Genomic DNA, 18,046 nt, shown 5'->3' on the forward strand with positions numbered 1-18,046 from the left:
CGCAATCAGGGGCAGCGCAGATTCAGCGCGGACGAACGGTCGAGTACGGGCTCTCCGAAGCACTCCCGCTCTCCGGGGGCGAGGCCGTGAGGGGGTCGGCCGGGTACGCCGCGGCCGGATGCCGGCGCTCGATCACAGTGATGAGCGGCGCGGTCATGAAGGTCGTGATCAGAGCCATGAGGACGAGGATGGTGAACAGCCGGGCGTCGATGATCCCGGCGTTCAGGCCCACGTTGAGGGCGATGAGCTCGGTCAGGCCGCGGGTGTTGACGAGCGCGCCGATCATGGCGGACTGCCGGACGCCGAGGCCGCCGAGCCGGGCGGACGCGTAGCCGGCGCCGACCTTGCCGCCGATCCCGCACACCAGCACCACCCCGAGCAGGGCGAACCCGTCGCCGCCGAGTGCGCCGATGTTCATCGTCAGCCCGGTGACCACGAAGAACAGCGGCAGCAGCAGGCCGCCGGTGCGTTCCATCGTGTGCAGCAGGCCCTTGTCCGGGGCGCCCTTGGGCTTGGGCATGACCATTCCGGCGACGAAGGCGCCGAAGATGGGGTGCAGGCCGAGTGAGGCGGTGGCCCAGGCACCCGCCGCGGCGAGGACGAGCGCGGCCGGGGCCTTCTCCGACAGGGGGGAGTCCGGACGGACCAGCGTCCAGTGGAGCAGGGGACGGACCACCGCTGCCACGACGAGGAAGCCCCCGAGCAGCAGGATGGTCCGGGGTAAGGACCGGTCGCCGGCCACATCGGTGCCGACGACGGCGGCGGCGAGAACCAGCCAGGCGACGACGTCCATGAATCCGGCCGCAGATGTCGCGATGTCGCCCACGGTGGTGCCGGCGATGCCGCGTTCGCGGACGATCGCCGCGAGCACCGGGAGCGCGGTGATGGAGGTCGCCACGCCGAAGAAGAGGACGAAGGAGCGGCCTTCGGTGTGCGCGCCGTGCAGGAGGTCCAGTTGGTCCATGGTCAGGGCGATCGTGGTGCCGATGGCCAGCGGGACGGCGATCGCGCCGACCGCGACGAAGGTGACGGGTCTTCGGTGCCGGCGCACCGACCGCAGGTCGATCTCGTAGCCCACGCCGAACATGAAGATGACCACGGCGATCTGGGCGATGAGGGAGATGAAGGGCACGGCCTCGTGCGTGAAGAGACGTTCCGTCAGGTTGCCCGGGAGCCGGCCCAGGACGCTCGGTCCGAGGACGACACCCGCGGTGATCTGGCCGACGACGGTGGGCTGTCCGATCCTGCGCGCGAGGGCGCCGAGCAGGCTGGACGTCCCGAGGACGAGGGCGATGTCACCGATGACATCAGCGGTCAGCGCATCCGTGTTCATTACCATCCCTTGCTCGGCGGAACGACATGGAAAAGCGGCACTTTCAGATCCAGCGCGCGTCCTTGGCGATTCGCAGGGCGTCGATGCGGTTGCGTGCGTCGAGTTTCGTCACCAGTGACGAGAGGTAATTGCGCACGGTGCCCTCGGAGAGATGAAGCCGTGATGCTATTTCCACGGTCGTGTCGCCCTGGGAGAGACGTTCCAGGACGGAAAGCTGGCGGGAGGTGAGCGGGCAGCCCTCGTTGGCGAGCGCGGCAACCGTCAAGTCGGCGTCGAAGACGCGTTCGCCCTGGTGAATGCGATGCAGGGCCTCGAAGAACCAGCTGGGTGGTACGCACCGCTGGAGCATCCCGTCGACTCCGCCGGAGAAGGCCTGGCGAACGATCGACCGGGTGAAGCTCTCGGCCAGCAGCAGGGTCCGGCATTCTGGCAGCGACCCTATTTTCTCGGCAACTCTTATCACCCTGCCGTCGGCGCCGTCGAATCCTATGATGGCAACGTCCGGGCGATGCGTCTCGGCGAATTCAACCGCCTCCGAATCACCGCCGACAGCACCGGCGACAACAATGTCAGCACGCTTTTCCAGTAATGCGCCGAGCGCACTCCGGGACAGCAGTAATTCATCTGACAACATCACTCTGATGCTCATCGACGCCCCCTGGGATGAGAAACGACTCGCCGGTTGTCAAGAACAGGTCCAGCCGAATTTCGGTCTGTACTTCAGTCCGGGAGCGGCCCGTCCGACCCCGTACCGGTCCGGGCGAGCCGTGAGCCGAGAGCACCCGTACCGGCGGTCCCGAAGACTCCGGCACCCGTGAGACCGGGCTCGGAGCGGGGTACCCGCCGAGGGTCTGTTCCACCGGCACGGCCGGCGGGTCCGAAAAGGACCGCGTCAGCCTCTCGGCGATGGAACCGTACCGTACGACAGACGTCGTGGGCGATCAAGAAGCGCACCGTGCTCCCCCGTTTTGAGCGACGTGTGACTTCATGGAAGATAGTCAGTCGGCCAGATACAAGTCAACAGGTTTCGGCCAATGGTTCGGTAGACCATTGAACAATCCCAGGCCGCGCCGCGGCCATGTGACAGACATGCCCCGGGCACAGGTTCGGTTATTACCGAAATTCCGGTATTGGCCGTTACAGTAAATGCGACAAGAATTGCTTCAATGGATTTCAGGGTAACCGATCAAGACCGGGACGGCGAGGCCGGTGCGGCGAGGATGGCGAGTTCGCGCATCGTAGCGCCCCGGGGCGCCGGTGGACACACAAAAGAGCGGGCCGGGACACGTTTCCGTGTCCCGGCCCGCTTCTCGGGCAGAATCCTGGAGGCTGCCCCCGGCGGTTACGGCCGGGCGGTCACCGGCTTACCGTCCAGCGGCTCCTCGGCGGCATTCTTTTCGACGGGTGCGGCGGCGCCCGGCAATGCGAGGGCGGCTATCGCGGCGAGCAGCATGCAGCCGGAGATCACCAGGAACGCGACCCGGTAGCCCTGGACGAGCGCGTGGGCGTGGCTGCCGCCGGCGTGCGAGGTGACGCTGGAGCTGACGGTCACCAGGACGGCCAGGCCGAGCGCGCCGCCGATCTGCCGGGAGGTGTTGAGCAGACCCGAGGCGGCGCCGGCGTTCTGCGGCGGGACGCCGGTGGTGCCGCTGACGGTGACGGCGAGCAGCATGATGCTGACGCCGAAGCCGCCGACCATGTTCGGGCCGAGCACGTGCGAGACGTAGGCGGCGTGCGTGGGGATGGTCGCGAGCCAGGCGGTGCCCGCGGTGGCGAACAGGCCGCCGGCGATCAGCATCGTGCGCGGGCCGAGCACCGGGGTCAGCGACCGGGAGACCAGGCCGCCGGCGATGAAGACCACCGTGACCGGCAGCATCGCCATGCCGGTGCGCAGCGCGCTGTAGCCGATGACCTGCTGGAGGTAGAGCGACAGGAAGAACATCAGCGCGGTCAGCGTGACGCCCACCGCGAACATGAACACGTTCGCCACCCGCAGCGTCCGCATGCGCACCAGGTCCAGCGGGATGAGCGGCCGGGCGCTGCGCGCCTCGACGACCAGGAAGGCCGCCACGAGGACCGCTGCGGCGACGAGGGACGCCACCACCTCCGGGGAGCCCCAGCCCTTGCCGGAGGCCTCCGAGAGGCCGTAGGAGAGCGCTCCGATGCCCAGCGTGACGCACAGCGCGCCGGGCAGGTCGAGCCGGGTCTCACGGGAGCCCGCGGCGGGCAGCAGGAACATCACACCGGCGGCGGTCAGCGCGATGCCGGGCGGGACGTTGACGAAGAGCACCCAGCGCCAGTTGATCTCCGCGGTGAGCACACCGCCGAGGACCACGCCGAACAGGCCGGCCACGCCGCTCATCATGCTCCACAGCGCGAGGGCCTTCTCGCGCTCGTGCTCGTCGGTGTGGCTGGCGGTGATCAGGCTCAGGCTCGCGGGGGTCAGCGCCGCGGCGCCGGTGCCCTGGGCGATGCGGGCGGCGATCAGCACGCCGCCGTCCCCGGCGAGGCCGCCGACCAGACTGGCGGCGGTGAAGACCACGGCGCCGAAGAGGAAGACCCGCTTGTGCCCGTAGAGGTCGCCGGCCCGCGCGGCCATCAGCAGGAAGCCGCCCAGGGTGATCAGGTAGCCGCTGACGATCCACTGCTGCTGGCTGTTCGACAGGTCGAGACCGGACTTCATGTCGGGCAGCGCGACGGTGACGATGGTGGAGTCCAGTACCACCATGAACAGCGCCAGGCACGACATGGCCACGACAACACCGAGGGGGAGGTTCGGTTGGAGAACCGCGGGTGCTGCGGGGGTTGTTCGGGTCTCGGGCATGAGGTCTCCTCAACACAACCACGAGCGAACGACCGTTCACGTGAACAGCGTTTACGTGAACGTTGTTCACGCTACGATACGGACCTGGGGATGTCAATCAGAGGGAGTAACTGATGCCGCTGCGCGAAGCCGACGTGGTCGACGGGGCCCTGCGCTTCATCGATTCCGAGGGCCTTGACCAGCTGACGATGCGCAAGCTCGGTGCGGCACTGAACGTGCAGGGCGGCGCCCTCTACCGGCACTTCCCGAACAAGGAAGCACTGCTGGACGCCATGGCGGACAAGATCGTGGCGGGCATCGGCGACCCGCTGCCGGACGTCGCCTGGCCGGAACAGATCCGCATCCTGGGCAACCGGCTGCGCGCGGCCCTGCTCGCCCGCCGCGACGGGGCGCGGGTGGTGGCCGGCACGTTCGCGCCCGGGGCCAACACCATCATCGGGTCGGACACCTCCGTCCAGGTGCTCTGCCGGGCCGGGCTGCCGCCCGCGCAGGCCGGCTGGGTCAGCTTCTCGCTCTTCTACTACGTGCTGGGCCACACCATCGAGGAGCAGGCCCAGCTCCAGCTGCCGCGCGACCACGACTGGCGGGACCGCAACGAGCGGCTCAACGTCGAGGTGTCGCCGCAGTTCGCGGCCGCGCTCGACTCGCTGACCGGCGCGGACCCGGCCGAGCGGTTCGCCTACGGCCTGAACGTCTTCATCGAGGGGCTCATCCGGCTCCAGGGCGAGCCCGTCTGAGCGGTCGCCCCACCCGTCAGCCGGCGTCGCCCCGGGGCGGTCCACCACCGTCACCCCCCGCGTCCGCCGCGCCCTTCCCGCCGCCCACGCCGCCTTCCGCGCCGCCGCCCCCATCCGGGCCGAGCAGCGCCTCCAGCTCGCCGACGACCCGGCGGGCGCACGCGGCGGCCGCCGGCACCATCGCCTGCATCAGGAAGTAGCCGTGGACCAGCCCGTCGCCCGGCTCGTGGCGTACGGTCACGCCCGCGGCGCGCAGCCGCGCCACCAGCTCCACGCCCTCGTCGCGCAGCGGGTCGAACTCCGCGGTGGCGACGACCGCGGGCGCCAGGCCCCGCAGGTCCGCCCGCAGCAGATCGACCGCCGGGTCGGCGCGCAGCCGCGCGTCGGGCACGTACTGCTCGTAGTTCCACGCCATGTCCTCGACGCTGAGCAGGTAGCCCTTGGCGCACTCCCCCGCCGAGGCGAGGATCAGGCTCGGGTCCACCGGCGGGTAGACCAGCAGTTGCGCGGCGAGGGGCACGTCGGGCGCGTGCAGGCCGACGCCCAGCGCGAGGCTGGCCCCCGCGCTGTCGCCCGCGACGACGTGCCGGGCGCCGGGGTAGGTCCGGGCGGTCCAGCGGGCCGCGGCCACCGCGTCGTGCAGCGCCGCGGGGTAGGGGGACTCGGGCGCCAGCCGGTAGTCGGCGGCGACCACGACGGCGCGCAGCGCGGCCGCCAGCTCCCGGCAGACCCAGTCGTGGCTGTCGAGGTCGCCCAGCACCCATCCCCCGCCGTGCAGGAAGGTGACGACGCGCCGCCCGGCGTCCCGCGGCGTGTGGACGCGCAGCCGCAGCCGTGTCCCGCCGGGCCCGTCGACGAGCCGGTCCTCGGCGGTGACCGCGGGCGCGCCGGTGCCCTCGTGGCGGCGGACGGCGTTGTCCCGGTAGCGCGCGCGGGCCTGCCCGACCGGCAGGTCGCGGTCGGCGAGCGGCGGGCCCTCGGCGCTCTGCCAGGCGATCAGGTGCCGGAGATGACGGTCCAGGGGCATCGCAACTCTCCTCCGTGCGGGGCGCGGTGGGGCGGAACACGGGCGCGGCACCGCCGCCCCGGGAGCGGGGCGGCGGTGCCTGGTGGTGCTTGGTGGTGACTGGTGGTGCCTTCGCCGGGGGCGGTCAGCTCGCCGGGGCGGCGGCCCCGACGGTGCCCGCGGTCTGCGCCAGGTCGGCGAGCAGGTCCGCCAGGACCGCCGGGAAGTGGTGCCGGATGTAGAAGTGGTCGCCCGGGTAGCGGTGCAGCGTGAAGGCCTCCGGGCCGGACGCCCAGTCCCGCCACCCCGTCATGTCGTCGGGGTCGGCGATGGCGTCGTCGTCGCCCGCGAACGCGGCCACCGCGCAGCGCAGGGGGACGGGCGGCTGGATGCCGAGCCCGGTGTAGAGCCGGGCGTCGGCGCGGATCAGCGAGATGAAGGAGTCGACGGTGGCCTGGTCGTGCTCCAGCTGTCCGGGCAGTGCCTCGCCGCCGAGCATCAGGTACGCGGTGACGGGGTCGGTGAGCAGCTTCTCGGCGGTGCTGGTCCAGTACGGGTGGTCGGGCGCGGAGATGCCGGAGGGGCACAGCAGCGCCGGGCCGCGGTTGGCGCGTTCCAGGGCGCGGGCGACCTCGAAGGCGTAGCGGCCACCCGCGGAGTGCCCGAAGAGCGCGGTCGGGCGGTTGCCGCAGATCCCGGCGATGGCGTGCGCGGTCTGCCGGACCAGCCGGGGCAGGTCGGTGATGGGCAGTTCGCCGGTACGGGCCTCGCGGCCCGGCGGCTGGACGGCGAGGATCTCGACGCCGGTGGCGTCGGCCCAGGGCGCGTAGAAGTTGGGACCCCCGCCGGGATGCGGCAGGCCGATGATGCACACCGGCGCGTCCGGGTCGGAGACGATGGGAACGATCCAGTCGTTCACGAGTGCTGCTCCTTGGCGTGGCTGACCCCGGCGGCGGACATGGCGCGGGTGGCCAGGTCGCGGATGCCTTGGCTGGCAAGGATCTCCAGGGTGGGGATGTCGAGGTCGAGCTGGCGGCGCAGGGTGACGCCCAGCTCGGTGGCCAGGATCGAGTCGAGTCCCAGGCGGTTGAGCGGTACGGAGGGCGGGAGGCGTTCCGGCTCGGTGCGCAGGATGGTCGCGATGACGCCGGTGAGCGCCTGGGTGGCCAGCTCCTCCGCCTCGGCCTCGCCGCTGGCCAGCAGTTGCTCGCGCAGGCTCGCGCCGCTGCGGTCGGCCGGTCCGGAGGCGGAGGTGACGAGCGGGGAGAAGCGGGCCGCGGTGGCGGCGGGGAACATGAGCCCGGCCCGCTCCCAGTCGACGCGCGCGATCACCGCGCTGTGCGGCGCGTCGCCGGTCAGGAGACGGCCCAGGCAGTCCAGGGCCTCGGACGGCGGGATCGGTTCGAGGCCGAGCCGGGTCATGGAGTCGGACAGGTTGTCGCGGACGACGACGCCGGTGCCCGCGATGGCGCCCCAGCCGACGGCGAGGGCCGGCAGGCCGCGGTCCCGGCGCTGCCGGGCCAGGGTCTCCAGGCCCAGGTTGCCGGCGGCGTAGGAGGCCTGGAGGCGGTTGCCGAGCAGGGCGGAGATGGACGAGTAGAGGACGAAGTGGTCCAGGTCGCAGTCGCTCGTCAGCTCGTCCAGGATGCGGGCGCCCTCCAGCTTCGGGGCGAGGACGAACGTGCAGCGCTCGCGCGTCAGGTCCTCCAGCGGGCCGTCGTCGTAACCGGCGGCGCAGTGGAAGACACCGCGCAGCCCGCCCGGGGCGCAGGACCTGGCCTCCTCGACCACCCGGGCCATCGCGGCCCGGTCGGTGACGTCGGCGGCCGTGAAGCTGATGCCCGGTCGGTCCGGCAGCTCGGCGGGCTCGCGGCGGCCGGTGACGATGACCCGGCCCGCGCCGTGGTCGACGAGCCAGCACGCGGTGGCGGCGCCGAAGCCCGCGGTGCCGCCGGTGACGAGGTAGGCGCCGTCGGGGTCGAAGGTGACGCGCTGGGCGGCGATGCCGGTGGTGTCGATGACGAGCTTGCCGACGTGCTCGGACCGCTTGAGCCGGTTGAAGGCGTCGTCCAGGGCGGCCGAGGGGTAGACGGTGTGCGGCAGCGGCTCGATCTCGCCCTCGGCGGCGAGCCGGGCGATGTCCCGCATGACGGCCCCGGCGCGGTCCGGGCGCCGGTCGATGAGCTGGGCGAGGTCGACGGCGAAGTAGGACAGCGTGTTGAGGAAGGGGCGCAGCCGCAGCCCCGCGTCCCCGTACAGGTCGCGCTTGCCCAGCTCGACGAAGCGGCCGTCGGGCGCGAGCAGTTCGAGGCAGTTGACGGCGGCGGTGCCGGTGAGCGAGTTGAGGACGATGTCCACGCCCCGGCCGCCGGTCAGCTCCCGTACCTGGTCGGGGAATTCGGCGGAGCGCGAGTCGAGGGTGCGCCAGGCGCCGCGCTCGCGCAGCAGCTCCCGCTTCTCCTCGGTGCTTGCCAGCGCGATGACCCGTACCCCGGCCAGCCGCGCCAGGTTGAGCGCGGCCAGGCCCACGCCGCCCGCGGCGCCCGGCAGCAGCAGGATCTCGCCCTCGGCCATGCCGGCCAGAACGTTGAGGCTGTAGTGGGCGGTCGCGTAGACCAGCGGCAGGGTGGCCGCCTGCTGGAAGTCCATGCCCTCGGGCACGGGCACGGTGACGGCGGCCTCGGCCTTGACGTGGCTGGCCAGCGAACCGCAGCCGACGGCCATGACCGCCTGGCCGACCTCCAGGCCGGTGACGCCGGGGCCGAGCTTCGCGACGACGCCGGCGCACTCCTGGCCGATCAGCGGACCGGCGTTGACGCCCGCGCGCCAGTCGGCCTGCATCGGCTCGATGGGCATCAGGCCGGTGGCCAGCATGACGTCCTTGTAGTTCAGCGCGGCCGCCCTGACCTCGATGACGACCTGGCCGGGGCCGGGCTCGGGCATCGGTATCGCGGCGGGCCCGAACTGCGGGGTGAGCGCGATGGTGCGCACCTGGAGGGCCGTGGCCTGGCCCGCGGACCTGCCGCGGCGCGCGGCCTCCCCGGCGGTGTCCTCGGCCGCGGGCTCGCCCGTCGAGACGTCCACGGGGGCGACGCGGGGCACGCGCACCTCGTCGGCGAAGACGGCGAACTCGTCCTCCTGGCCGGTGTCGGCGGCGAGCACCTCGGCGACGCGCCCGGCCAGCGCCGGGTCGAGGGCGGGTTCGACGGCGATCCGGCGGGTCGTGACGCCGGGCACCTCGTTGGTGATCGTGCGCGCGGTGCCCCAGGCCGAGGAGGCCGCGGCGCTCCCGGCGCTCCGCGTGCCGGGGTGCGCCATGACGCCGCAGGGCCCGGTGACCAGCCAGACCGTCAGCCGCCCGTCGGGGGTGCCGGCGAGGCGCTGCTGCCAGGCCATGGCCAGGTCGCGGAGGATCTGCCCGGCGTCCGCGGCGGCCGCGACGGGGTCGTCGCCGCCCTCGGAGAGCACGAGCGCCACGGCGGCGTCGCCCTCGGCGTCGGCGGCCTGCCGGACCGCCTGCGCCCAGCGCGCGCTGTCGCCGGGGGCGACGGCGGCGGGGGCCGCGGCGCCGAGCGGCCCGGCGAGGGACCGCGCGAAGGGCAGGGCGCCCTCGTCCGCGAGCAGCGTCCAGGCGGTCGGGGCCGCCGCGGTGTCCGCGTCGGCGGAGCCGCCGGACTCGGGCGCGTAGGTCTCGGAGAAGGCCGACCAGATGCCCAGCGCGGGCTGCGGGCGGCCCTCGATGAGGCGCAGCCGCATGTCCTTGATGGTGACGGCGACGGTGCCGTCCGGCGCGGCCAGCGTGACGTCCCAGACGGCCTCGCGGCCGGTCTCGGAGTGCGCGACGACATGGATGACGCCCTGCGTCGGCGGCCGGGTCCAGGCGGTCAGGGCCCCGAACTCGACGGGCATGAAGAGCATCGAGCCGTCGCGCAGCGAGGAGTTGAGCGGGCCGCCCGCGTGCAGCGCGACGTCGAGCAGCACGGGGTGGGCGACGTAGCGGCTGGTGGGGCCGGTCATCTCGGCGGCGGGGGCGGGCGGCATCGTGTAGTCGGCGAGCAGCTCGCCCGTACCGGCCTCGTCGCAGCGGAACCAGGCGTTCGTCACGGCGCGGAAGCCGGGGCCGTAGACGGTGCCCGCGCGGTCGCTGATGCCGTAGAACGCGTCGTGGTCGAGCGTCATCTCGCCGTCCAGGCGGCTGCGGACGGCCGCGACGTCGAGCGCCTCGGGGGCCGGGCCGGTGACGGCGCGCAGCCTGCCGCGGGCGTGCTGCTGCCACGGCTGGGGGGCGCCGCCGAGGCGGTCCCGGCGCGAGGAGATCGTGATCATGTCACCCGCGACGGCGGTGCTGAGGTGCACCTGTGCCGGGTCGCCGGGGGCGGGCATGGTCAGGCCCGACGTCACGGCGAGGTCGGTCACCTGGATCGCGTGGTCGCGGATCGCCGCGGGGCCCGCGGTCAGCGCCATCTCGGCGAAGGCCGCGCCGGGCATGACGATCGAGCCCGCGACCGAGTGCTCGCTCAGCCACGGCACCCGGGAGACCTCGACCGTGCCCTCCCACTGCGGTTCGGCGACCGGCACGCGCTCGCCGAGCAGCGGGTGGACGAGCTTGCCGTCGCCGGGGCCGTGCCCCCACCAGGAGGGCTCGCCGACCCACAGCCGCTCGCGCTGCCACGGGTAGGCGGGCAGGTCCGCGACCCGGCCGGGCGCCTCGAACCAGGTCCGCAGCTCGACGGCGCCGCCGGCCGCGAGGACCGCGGCGGCGTTCGCGTCGAGGTCCGGCTTCTGGTTGCGGCGCAGCGTCTCGGTCGCGGTGAAACCGGGGCTGTCCGGGGCCTGGGAGATCCGGCGCAGGTAGGTGGCGAGGACGGGGTGCGGGCCGATCTCGACGAGCACGCCCGCGCCCGCCTCGGCCATCGCCGCGACGGCCTCGGCCATCAGGACGGGCTCGCGGATGTTGCGCCACCAGTAGTCGGCGTCCATCGTGCCGCCGTCCGCGACGGCCGCGCCGGTCACGGTGGAGTACATCGGCAGGCCCGGGTCGCCGGTCGCCAGACCGCCCAGCTCGTCGAGGATCTGGGCCCGGATCGGGTCCATCTTGGCGCTGTGGAAGGCGTAGTCGAGCGGCAGCATGCGGAAGAACACACCGCGGTCGGCGAGCGTCTTGCCGATCTCCTCCAGCGCGTCGCGGTCGCCGGAAAGGGTCACGTCGGTGGGCGAGTTGACGGCGCTGACCTCCACCTGCGCGCCGCTCGCCGCGATCAGCGCGGCGGCGTCCTCGGCGCTCACCGCGGCCGCGGCCATCGCACCGGTACCGGCGGTACGGCCCTGCGCGGCGCTGCGGATCGCCACCACCGTGCAGGCCGCGGCCATGTCGAGGATGCCCGCGGCGTAGGCGGCGGCGATCTCGCCGACGCTGTGCCCGGTGACCATCGACGGGGTGACGCCGCGTTCGCGCAGGCTGGCCAGCAGACCCACCTGGACGGCGAACAGCAGCGGCTGCGCGACCTCGGTGCGGGCCAGGTCGTACTCGCCGTCGGCGAGCGCCTCGGCCACCGACCAGCCGAGCAGCGGGGTCAGCTGGGCGTCGGCCTCCTGCACGGCGGCGCTGAACGCGGGGTCCGACCCGGCGCCCTCGCCCATCAGGGCCGAGCCCATGCCGGCCCACTGGGAGCCGTTGCCCGCGAAGACGAAGCCGACGGGCGTGCCCGCCGCGGCGGCCGTCTCGCAGCGGGCGGCGGCCTCCGGCAGCGTCCCGGCGGAGATGCTGTAGAGGTCCTGGGCGGCGCCCGCCGCGTCACCGGCGAAGACCACGGCGGTGTGCTCGTAGCGCTGGCGGCGCAGGACCGAGGTGTAGGCGGCGTCGTAGAAGTCGCCGGGAGTGTCCTCCAGGTACTCCGCCATCGCCCAGGCGGCCTCGTTGAGCGCCTCCGGGGTGCGCGCGGAGACCAGCACCGGCAGCCGCTCGTCGTCGGTGGGCGCGGCGGGCGCGGCGCTGTCGCGGGCTTCGGGGGCGGCCGGCTCGACGAGGACGACATGGGCGTTCGCGCCGCCGATGCCGAAGGAGTTGATGCCCGCCGCCGCGCGGCCGTTGCCGCGGGCGATCGGGATCTCCACGTCGGTCGGCAGCAGGCCGAGACCGTCGAAGTCGATCGCCGGGTTGCGCGGCTGGACGTGCAGGGACGGGGGGATACGGCCGCTGCGCAGCACGACCATGGCCTTGAGCAGCCCGGCCATGCCGGAGGCGCACTCCAGGTGCCCGATGTTGGTCTTGACCGAGCCGATCGGCAGCGGGCGGTCCGCGGCGCGGTGCACGCCGAGTGCGGCGCCGAGCGCGGTGCACTCCACCGGGTCGCCGACCGGGGTGCCGGTGCCGTGGCATTCGAGGTAGACCAGCTCGTCGGGGGTGACGCCGGACTCCGCGTACACCTCCTCCAGCAGCGCCTGCTGGGTGATCGGGGAGGGCTGGCTCATCACGTTGACCGAGCGGCCGTCGGTGTTGGTGCCGGAGCCCGCGATGACGGCGAGCACGCGGTCGCCGTCGGCGATCGCGTCGTCGAGCCGCTTGAGCAGCACGACGCCCGCGCCCTCGCCGCGGACGAAGCCGTCGGCCAGCTCGGAGAAGGCGTGGCAGCGGCCGGTCGGCGAGAGCACGGACGCCTCGGCGAAGCCCAGGTAGTCGACGGGGTTGAGCAGCAGGCCGACACCGGCGGCCAGCGCGGTCCGCACCTTGCCGGACGTCACCGCCTGGGCGGCCTGGTGCAGCGCGACCAGCGCCGAGGAGCACGCGGTGTCGATCGAGTACGACGGGCCCCGCCAGTCCAGCAGGAAGGACAGCCGGTTGGAGGCGTTGCAGGTCAAGGTGCCCTGGAGCGAGTGGGCGTCGACGGCCTCGGGCCGCGCGGAGACCAGCTCCCAGTAGCCGCGGGTGGAGGTGCCGACCCACACGCCGCCGTCCTGGCCCTCCAGTGTCGCCGGGTCGATGCCGGCGTGGTGGAAGGCCTCGATCGTCAGTTCCAGCAGCAGCCGCTGCTGCGGGTCCATCTGCGCCGCCTCGCGCGGGGAGATGCCGAAGAACCCCGGGTCGAAGCCGGTGACATCCTGCAGGAAGCCGCCGGCGGCGGTGTAGCTCAGCCCCGGCCGGTGGTCGCCCGGGGCGGTCCACAGCGCCGGGTCGAACCGGTCCGGCGGCACCTCCGTCACCAGGTCGAGCCCGGCGAACAGCGCCGACTCCAGCTGGTCCAGGTTGTTGATGCCGCCCGGTAGCCGACAGCCCACTCCCACGATCGCCGCGGAGTTCCCAAGACCGCCCACGAGTCTCTCCTCACTTCGAGTGAGCACGGTTGCGTACGTCGTCATTTCTCACCGCACCGTGATTGGAAAATTCGTCGTCAAGCAGACAGAAAAGATCGGGCACCTCCGCCGAGACCGCGGCAGCCACATAATGGAAGGCTACCAGGCGGTCAACTGCCGGGAACAGGTGAGAATTTCACGTACGGCAGTGCAATAAATCATCGCAGGATGGCGACGGCAAACGAGAGGTCTTCCGTGGAACGAATCCACACGGGCACCGCCACATCGCGGTAGGACGCCGTCAAGGCATCGCCGGACCTGGTGAGTTCGATCCTCCAGAAGAGGAAATCACCGGTTCCGGCAATGCCGGACAACGCCTTGAAAGCTGCTTCCTTCGCCGAGAAGAGATCGCGTGCGGCATATTCTCCGGCGGGCGCCAGGAGCATATTCCGCTCCTGTTCCCGCAGGACGAACCGCGCCACCCGGGGGGCTATCTCCGCGCTTTCGGCATCGACCCCGACCGCCGCCGCGCCGGGCACCACCAGCGCGACCGCCAGCCGCTGCGTGTGCGAGATCGACCCGGCGAATCCCGGCGGGAAGTCCGGCCGGCCGCCGCCGGGGCCGCCCGGCACGGTGCGCCGCGCGGAGCCGGCCGCGGCGAGCGCCGCCGCGGCCGCCCGGCGGCCGGCCGCGGACTGCTCGTGCGGTCCGTACGGCCGGCGCACCGGGCGCCAGGCGAGGCGGGCGCCCGCGGCGGCGCCGGCCGGGAGGTCCGGCAGGGCTGCCACGGCCGGCCGTCAGACGCGCAGCGCCACGACGTGGTCGGCCAGCGACTCGATCGAGCGCAGCACCTCGGGGTGGACGTCGTCGTCCCACTCGAAGCCGAACTCGTCCTCCATCGCCACCAGCAGCGCCACCAGGGCGTTGGAGGACATCCCCGCCTGCCGCAGCGACTCGGAGTCCGACACCGAGTCCACGAACCGGTCGCCGCCGTGCTGGTCGCGCAGCAGCCCGCGGATGCTCTGCCGCACGGCGGACGCGTCGTCAGGCACGGGACTCCACTTCTTCGATGAACTTGTGGACGATTGCCTGATAGCCCTCGGGGTCGTCGATGAAGGCGATGTGGCCGGCCCGCGGGATGATCTCGCAGCGCCCGTCGGGGAAGATCTCGGCCAGCTCATGGGCACCGGTCGGGCCGAGCAGGAAGTCGTCGTCACCGGTGAGGACCAGCGTCGGCACCGTGACCTGGGCGATCAGCTCGGGGCTGCTCTTGTCCTGCATGGCGCGCTTGAGGCCGTTGGTCATCTCCTCGACGGTGGCGAGCGCGCTGAAGCTCTCGCGGAAGCCGAGGAAGCCGGGCGCGCCGAGCGCCTCGTTCATCTCCGCGCTGAAGACCTCCGGGTAGAGGTGCTCGTAGAGCCCCTCCAGGCCGTGGCTCTCCAGCGTGCGCAGCCACGCCCGCTGGATCTGCCGCTGCCGCCGCATGCCGCGCGGGCCGAACGCCGGGCCGGTCAGCACCATGCCCTTGATCCGGTCGGGGTGCCGCAGCGCGGCCTCCCGGGCGAAGACGGTGGAGGTCGACAGGGCGACCAGGTACGTCGACTCGATCTCCATCGCGTCGAGCAGACCCATCAGGTCCTCGACGTGCTCCTCCCACGTCGGCTCCTCGGGAACCTTGGAGGAGGCGCCGTGGTTGCACAGGTCGAAACTGAGCAGACGGTAGTTCTTCTCCAATTCCCCGGTGTAGACCCGCCATGCGGGAACGGGCAGGAAGAACGTGTTGAGCAGCGTGATGTCCGGCCCCTCGCCACGCGACTCGTAGTAGATCTCGACGCCCTCCCGGGTACGGATACGGGGGGTGTCGTTGTACGTCATGTCCAGCCGGGACAGCTCTTCATAGCCTGCCATGCGATTCCTCCACAGATTCAGTTCCAACAGCGCCGGCACCCGGCAGAACGCGGGCGAATCCGGCGACGATGTCCGCCGCCGGGAGTTCACCGGAAATGGCGCCGCAGGAAAGTCCGCAGTACATCGCCATCTCCTCGATACGACCGCTCGTGGCGGTCGTGGGCACCGCGGCACTGAACCGCGGCACGACATAGGGCTTTCCCTCGACCACGGTGCGGCCGATGAATTTCTTCGGCTGGTCGGGATCGCGTGTGACATCGGTCGCGAGGACCCGGTGGCGGCGGCCCGGCCAGCCGATCTCGTACACGTCGGAGATGACGGTGTCGGCCTCGCCGGAGGCGACGACCGCGCTCTTGAAGACCGGGTGGGCCATCGACTCGCGGGCCACCACGAAGGCGGTGCCGAGCAGCACCCCGTCGGCGCCCGCGGCCGTCGCGCGGGCCGCCTCGTCGGCGGAGCCGATGCCGCCGGCCGACACCAGGCAGGCGTCGGGCAGCAGCGCGCGCAGTTCGCCGACCAGGTCGTCGCGCAGCGCGGTGCCGAGCAGATGGCCGCCCGCCTCGGTGCCCTGCACCACGACGACCGCGCCGTGACCGGCCGCGCGCACGCCGTCCTCGACCGTGCCGACCTGGACGACGAGCTTGCGTCCCGCCGCGTTGACGCGCGCAAACACGGCGTCGTCGGGCATCCCGAACAGCGAGACGTAGACGTGCTGCGGGGTCTCCTCCAGCACCTGGGCGAGTTGCAGGTCCAGGTCCTCGGGCCCGACGACCTCCGGGATGAGGTTCACGCCGACGGGGCGGTCGGTACCGGCGACCAGCCGCTTGAGCGCGGCCGACAGCGCCTCGCCGGCCAGCTTGTAGCCGCCCAGGCAGCCCGCGCCGCCCGCCTCCGACACCGCGCAGGCCAGGTCGGGACCGGCGACGCCGCCCATCCCCGACTGGAGCAGACCCACCCGGATCCCGAGCGCCTCCGCCAACGTGGCGCGCATCAGGCCAGCGCCTCCACGGCGGCCAGCGCGGCGGCGGTGTCGCCGAAGCGCTGGGTGAGGGTGTGCACCCACCGCTCCAGGCCGAAGGCCAGGCAGCTGGTGTGCGCGGTGTCGTCGCCGGCCTGGATGGTGCAGCGCTCGCCGAAGAAGTTGCGGTGGTAGTTGACCGAACCGATCGACAAACCGTTGACGATGAACTCCTCCTTGACGGGGAAGAGCCGCTGCATCTTGGCCTTGCTGCTGTTCTTGTCGAAGAACGGGTCGGTCGCGACCTCGACGCTCACCTCCAGGCCGAGCTTCGCGCACAGCGCCAGCACGGTCTCCTTGGCGCGCACCAGGTGCTGCTTGGCGCCCTCCTCGGGGCCGATGAAGACGATCTCGCGCATCGAGAAGCCCAGCAGCCGCTGGAGGCCCGCGTAGTGGTCCTCGTTGCGGAAGCAGGTGGCCACCGTGGTGCGCATGAGCCCGTCGGCGGGCAGCGTCCGTCCCGCCAGGTCGACGTAGACGGCGTAGCAGGCCGCGGACGGCAGCGCGAAGGCCGTCGGCTCCATGACCTCCGGCGGGACGCGGTCGACCGGGCGCTCGGCGTCGGTGAGGTGCTTGGCGAGCCGCTGCGGGTCCAGCCGGGTGGCGGCCAGGCCCAGGTGCGGGAAGTTGTCGAAGTAGTCGAAGCGGTCCAGGTTCTCCGTCCCGATCAGGAACGGGAAGCGGAACTCCGGGGCCTGCCAGCCCTCGGCGAAGCGCAGGAAGACCGAGTCGATCGCGCGCAGCAGACGCAGCTGGCCGCCGTCGAGAACGCCCAGGCCGTTGTCGGTTGCTGTGGTCATCACGCCGCCTTCTGCTTGAAGAATCGCGCTTCTATCGCGTCGAGGGTCCGGAAGTCGTCGAGGTCGATGTCCTCGGGGTCGATCGCCTCGCCGGTCAGCTCCTCCAGCAGGAAGATGAACTCGACGAAGGCGAGCGAGTTGATGGCGCGGCTGTCGATCAGGTCGAAGTCGCCGTCCAGGTGGTCCAGCTTGGGGTTGCGGCCCAGGATGAACTCCTGGACGGCCGCCATGGATTCGCTCATGACTGGGTGGACTCCCCGACGCTCGCGCCGGCCTTCACCAGGAAGCGCCGGGTGCGCTTGAGGATCTGGTCGTGCGCCTCCTTGCGGGCCGGGTGCTCCAGCGCCCGCCGCCGCAGCTTCAGCGCGTCCGGGATGCCCGCGTCGCGGTAGGCGGCGGGGTTGTAGAGGGTCGCGATGCTGTACTGGAGGTAGCTCTCCAGGTACTCCGCGACCACCGGGACCTCTTCGGGGTCGCGCTTCTTGACCTGCTCCAGCAGGTTGGTGAAGATCATCCGGCCGAACGCGACATGCCGGCTCTCGTCCTGGTGGTGCACCCGGTTGATCTCACGGGCGATGAACGGCAGCGACTCGTCGGTCGCCATGTGCGCGTTGTAGTAGTCGACGATCTCCTCGAAGATCAGCACGCGCGCGAAGACGATGAGCTCGCGGGCCAGCGGGGAGAGGTGCTCGACCGAGTCGGCCTGCAGGTTCGGCTGCGCCGGGTAGAGCTTGCCGCCGTAGCGCAGGCAGAACTGGGCGAAGAACCACATGTGCTCGTTCTCTTCGCCGATGAAGTGGTGCATGAACTCCGAGACGCCCGCGTAGGTGCGCTCGTGGATGCGCATGACGACTTCGCTCATCAGCTCACGGATGCCGTGGATGTTGAGGCTGAAGAAGTTGATCGTCTCGTAGCGGGTCAGCGCCACCTGCTGCTCGCGGGTCAGCTCGTCCCACATCTCGGTGCCGGCCAGCGTGGTGAGGTTCTCGCTCATCCACGGTTTGTCCGGCTCGATGGCCTGCGGCCAGTCGAAGTACGTGTACGGGTTGTAGTAGCCGGACGAGGCCAGTTGCTCCAGGCGGTCCAGGTCCAGTTCGACCGGCTCGATGTCGCGTACAGCCATGGGTTCA

Annotated in this window: 14 protein-coding genes; 1 reads left to right on the plus strand and 13 read right to left on the minus strand. The window is 72.0% G+C overall.

All coding sequences use genetic code 11. The features are described from left to right. Positions 1–22: 22 nt before the first annotated feature. From ACH4PY_RS23380 to ACH4PY_RS23390, 3 genes are all read right to left on the minus strand, one after another. Positions 23–1,333: a cation:proton antiporter gene (locus tag ACH4PY_RS23380; RefSeq protein WP_398186094.1), complete on the minus strand. Its 1,311-nt coding sequence runs from the start codon at positions 1,331–1,333 to the stop codon at positions 23–25. A gap of 43 nt (positions 1,334–1,376) precedes the next feature. After that, positions 1,377–1,982, minus strand: coding sequence for a response regulator transcription factor (locus tag ACH4PY_RS23385; RefSeq protein ID WP_398186097.1), 606 nt, complete (start codon positions 1,980–1,982; stop codon positions 1,377–1,379). A gap of 693 nt (positions 1,983–2,675) precedes the next feature. Continuing rightward, a complete protein-coding gene (locus ACH4PY_RS23390; protein ID WP_398186100.1) occupies positions 2,676–4,157 on the minus strand; it encodes an MFS transporter in 1,482 nt (493 codons plus the stop codon). Between the two features lie 113 nt (positions 4,158–4,270). On the opposite strand from ACH4PY_RS23390, the gene ACH4PY_RS23395 reads away from it, so the two are divergent. Continuing rightward, positions 4,271–4,894 carry a TetR/AcrR family transcriptional regulator C-terminal domain-containing protein gene (locus ACH4PY_RS23395; RefSeq protein WP_398186103.1) on the plus strand — a complete coding sequence of 208 codons (624 nt, stop codon included), beginning with the start codon at positions 4,271–4,273 and terminating at the stop codon, positions 4,892–4,894. A 16-nt stretch (positions 4,895–4,910) separates the two neighbouring features. Here the strand turns inward: ACH4PY_RS23395 and ACH4PY_RS23400 are convergent, their stop codons facing one another. The 10 genes from ACH4PY_RS23400 to ACH4PY_RS23445 all read right to left on the minus strand — a co-directional run bounded on the left by ACH4PY_RS23400 (position 4,911) and on the right by ACH4PY_RS23445 (position 18,039). Further along, entirely contained in the window at positions 4,911–5,921 is a 1,011-nt protein-coding gene (locus ACH4PY_RS23400) for an alpha/beta hydrolase (protein ID WP_398186106.1), read from the minus strand. 124 nt (positions 5,922–6,045) lie between these two features. Beyond that, the gene (locus ACH4PY_RS23405; RefSeq protein WP_398186109.1) at positions 6,046–6,819 is read right to left on the minus strand and encodes a thioesterase II family protein; all 774 of its coding nucleotides are present in this window, start codon (positions 6,817–6,819) and stop codon (positions 6,046–6,048) included. Next, positions 6,816–13,211, minus strand: coding sequence for an SDR family NAD(P)-dependent oxidoreductase (locus ACH4PY_RS23410; protein WP_398186113.1), 6,396 nt, complete (start codon positions 13,209–13,211; stop codon positions 6,816–6,818). Before ACH4PY_RS23410 ends, ACH4PY_RS23405 begins: the two co-directional genes overlap by 4 nt. Positions 13,212–13,408: 197 nt before the next feature. After that, entirely contained in the window at positions 13,409–13,978 is a 570-nt protein-coding gene (locus tag ACH4PY_RS23415) for a 4'-phosphopantetheinyl transferase superfamily protein (RefSeq protein ID WP_398186116.1), read from the minus strand. A gap of 9 nt (positions 13,979–13,987) precedes the next feature. After that, positions 13,988–14,242 carry a phosphopantetheine-binding protein gene (locus ACH4PY_RS23420; protein WP_398186119.1) on the minus strand — a complete coding sequence of 85 codons (255 nt, stop codon included), beginning with the start codon at positions 14,240–14,242 and terminating at the stop codon, positions 13,988–13,990. Further along, positions 14,235–15,098, minus strand: a complete 864-nt coding sequence (locus ACH4PY_RS23425; protein ID WP_398186122.1) for an alpha/beta fold hydrolase — start codon at positions 15,096–15,098, stop codon at positions 14,235–14,237. The genes ACH4PY_RS23420 and ACH4PY_RS23425 overlap by 8 nt, the downstream gene beginning before the upstream one ends. Beyond that, a complete protein-coding gene (locus ACH4PY_RS23430; RefSeq protein ID WP_398186125.1) occupies positions 15,085–16,089 on the minus strand; it encodes an NAD(P)H-dependent flavin oxidoreductase in 1,005 nt (334 codons plus the stop codon). The genes ACH4PY_RS23425 and ACH4PY_RS23430 overlap by 14 nt, the downstream gene beginning before the upstream one ends. Then, on the minus strand, positions 16,089–16,916 hold the full coding sequence (locus tag ACH4PY_RS23435) for a hypothetical protein (RefSeq protein ID WP_398186128.1): 828 nt from the start codon (positions 16,914–16,916) through the stop codon (positions 16,089–16,091). Before ACH4PY_RS23435 ends, ACH4PY_RS23430 begins: the two co-directional genes overlap by 1 nt. Further along, entirely contained in the window at positions 16,916–17,158 is a 243-nt protein-coding gene (locus ACH4PY_RS23440) for an acyl carrier protein (protein ID WP_398186131.1), read from the minus strand. Before ACH4PY_RS23440 ends, ACH4PY_RS23435 begins: the two co-directional genes overlap by 1 nt. Next, entirely contained in the window at positions 17,155–18,039 is an 885-nt protein-coding gene (locus ACH4PY_RS23445) for a diiron oxygenase (protein ID WP_398186134.1), read from the minus strand. The genes ACH4PY_RS23440 and ACH4PY_RS23445 overlap by 4 nt, the downstream gene beginning before the upstream one ends. Between the last annotated feature and the right edge of the window lie 7 nt (positions 18,040–18,046).

Source organism: Streptomyces sp. NPDC021224 (genome assembly GCF_044332905.1).
Lineage (GTDB): Bacteria > Actinomycetota > Actinomycetes > Streptomycetales > Streptomycetaceae > Actinacidiphila.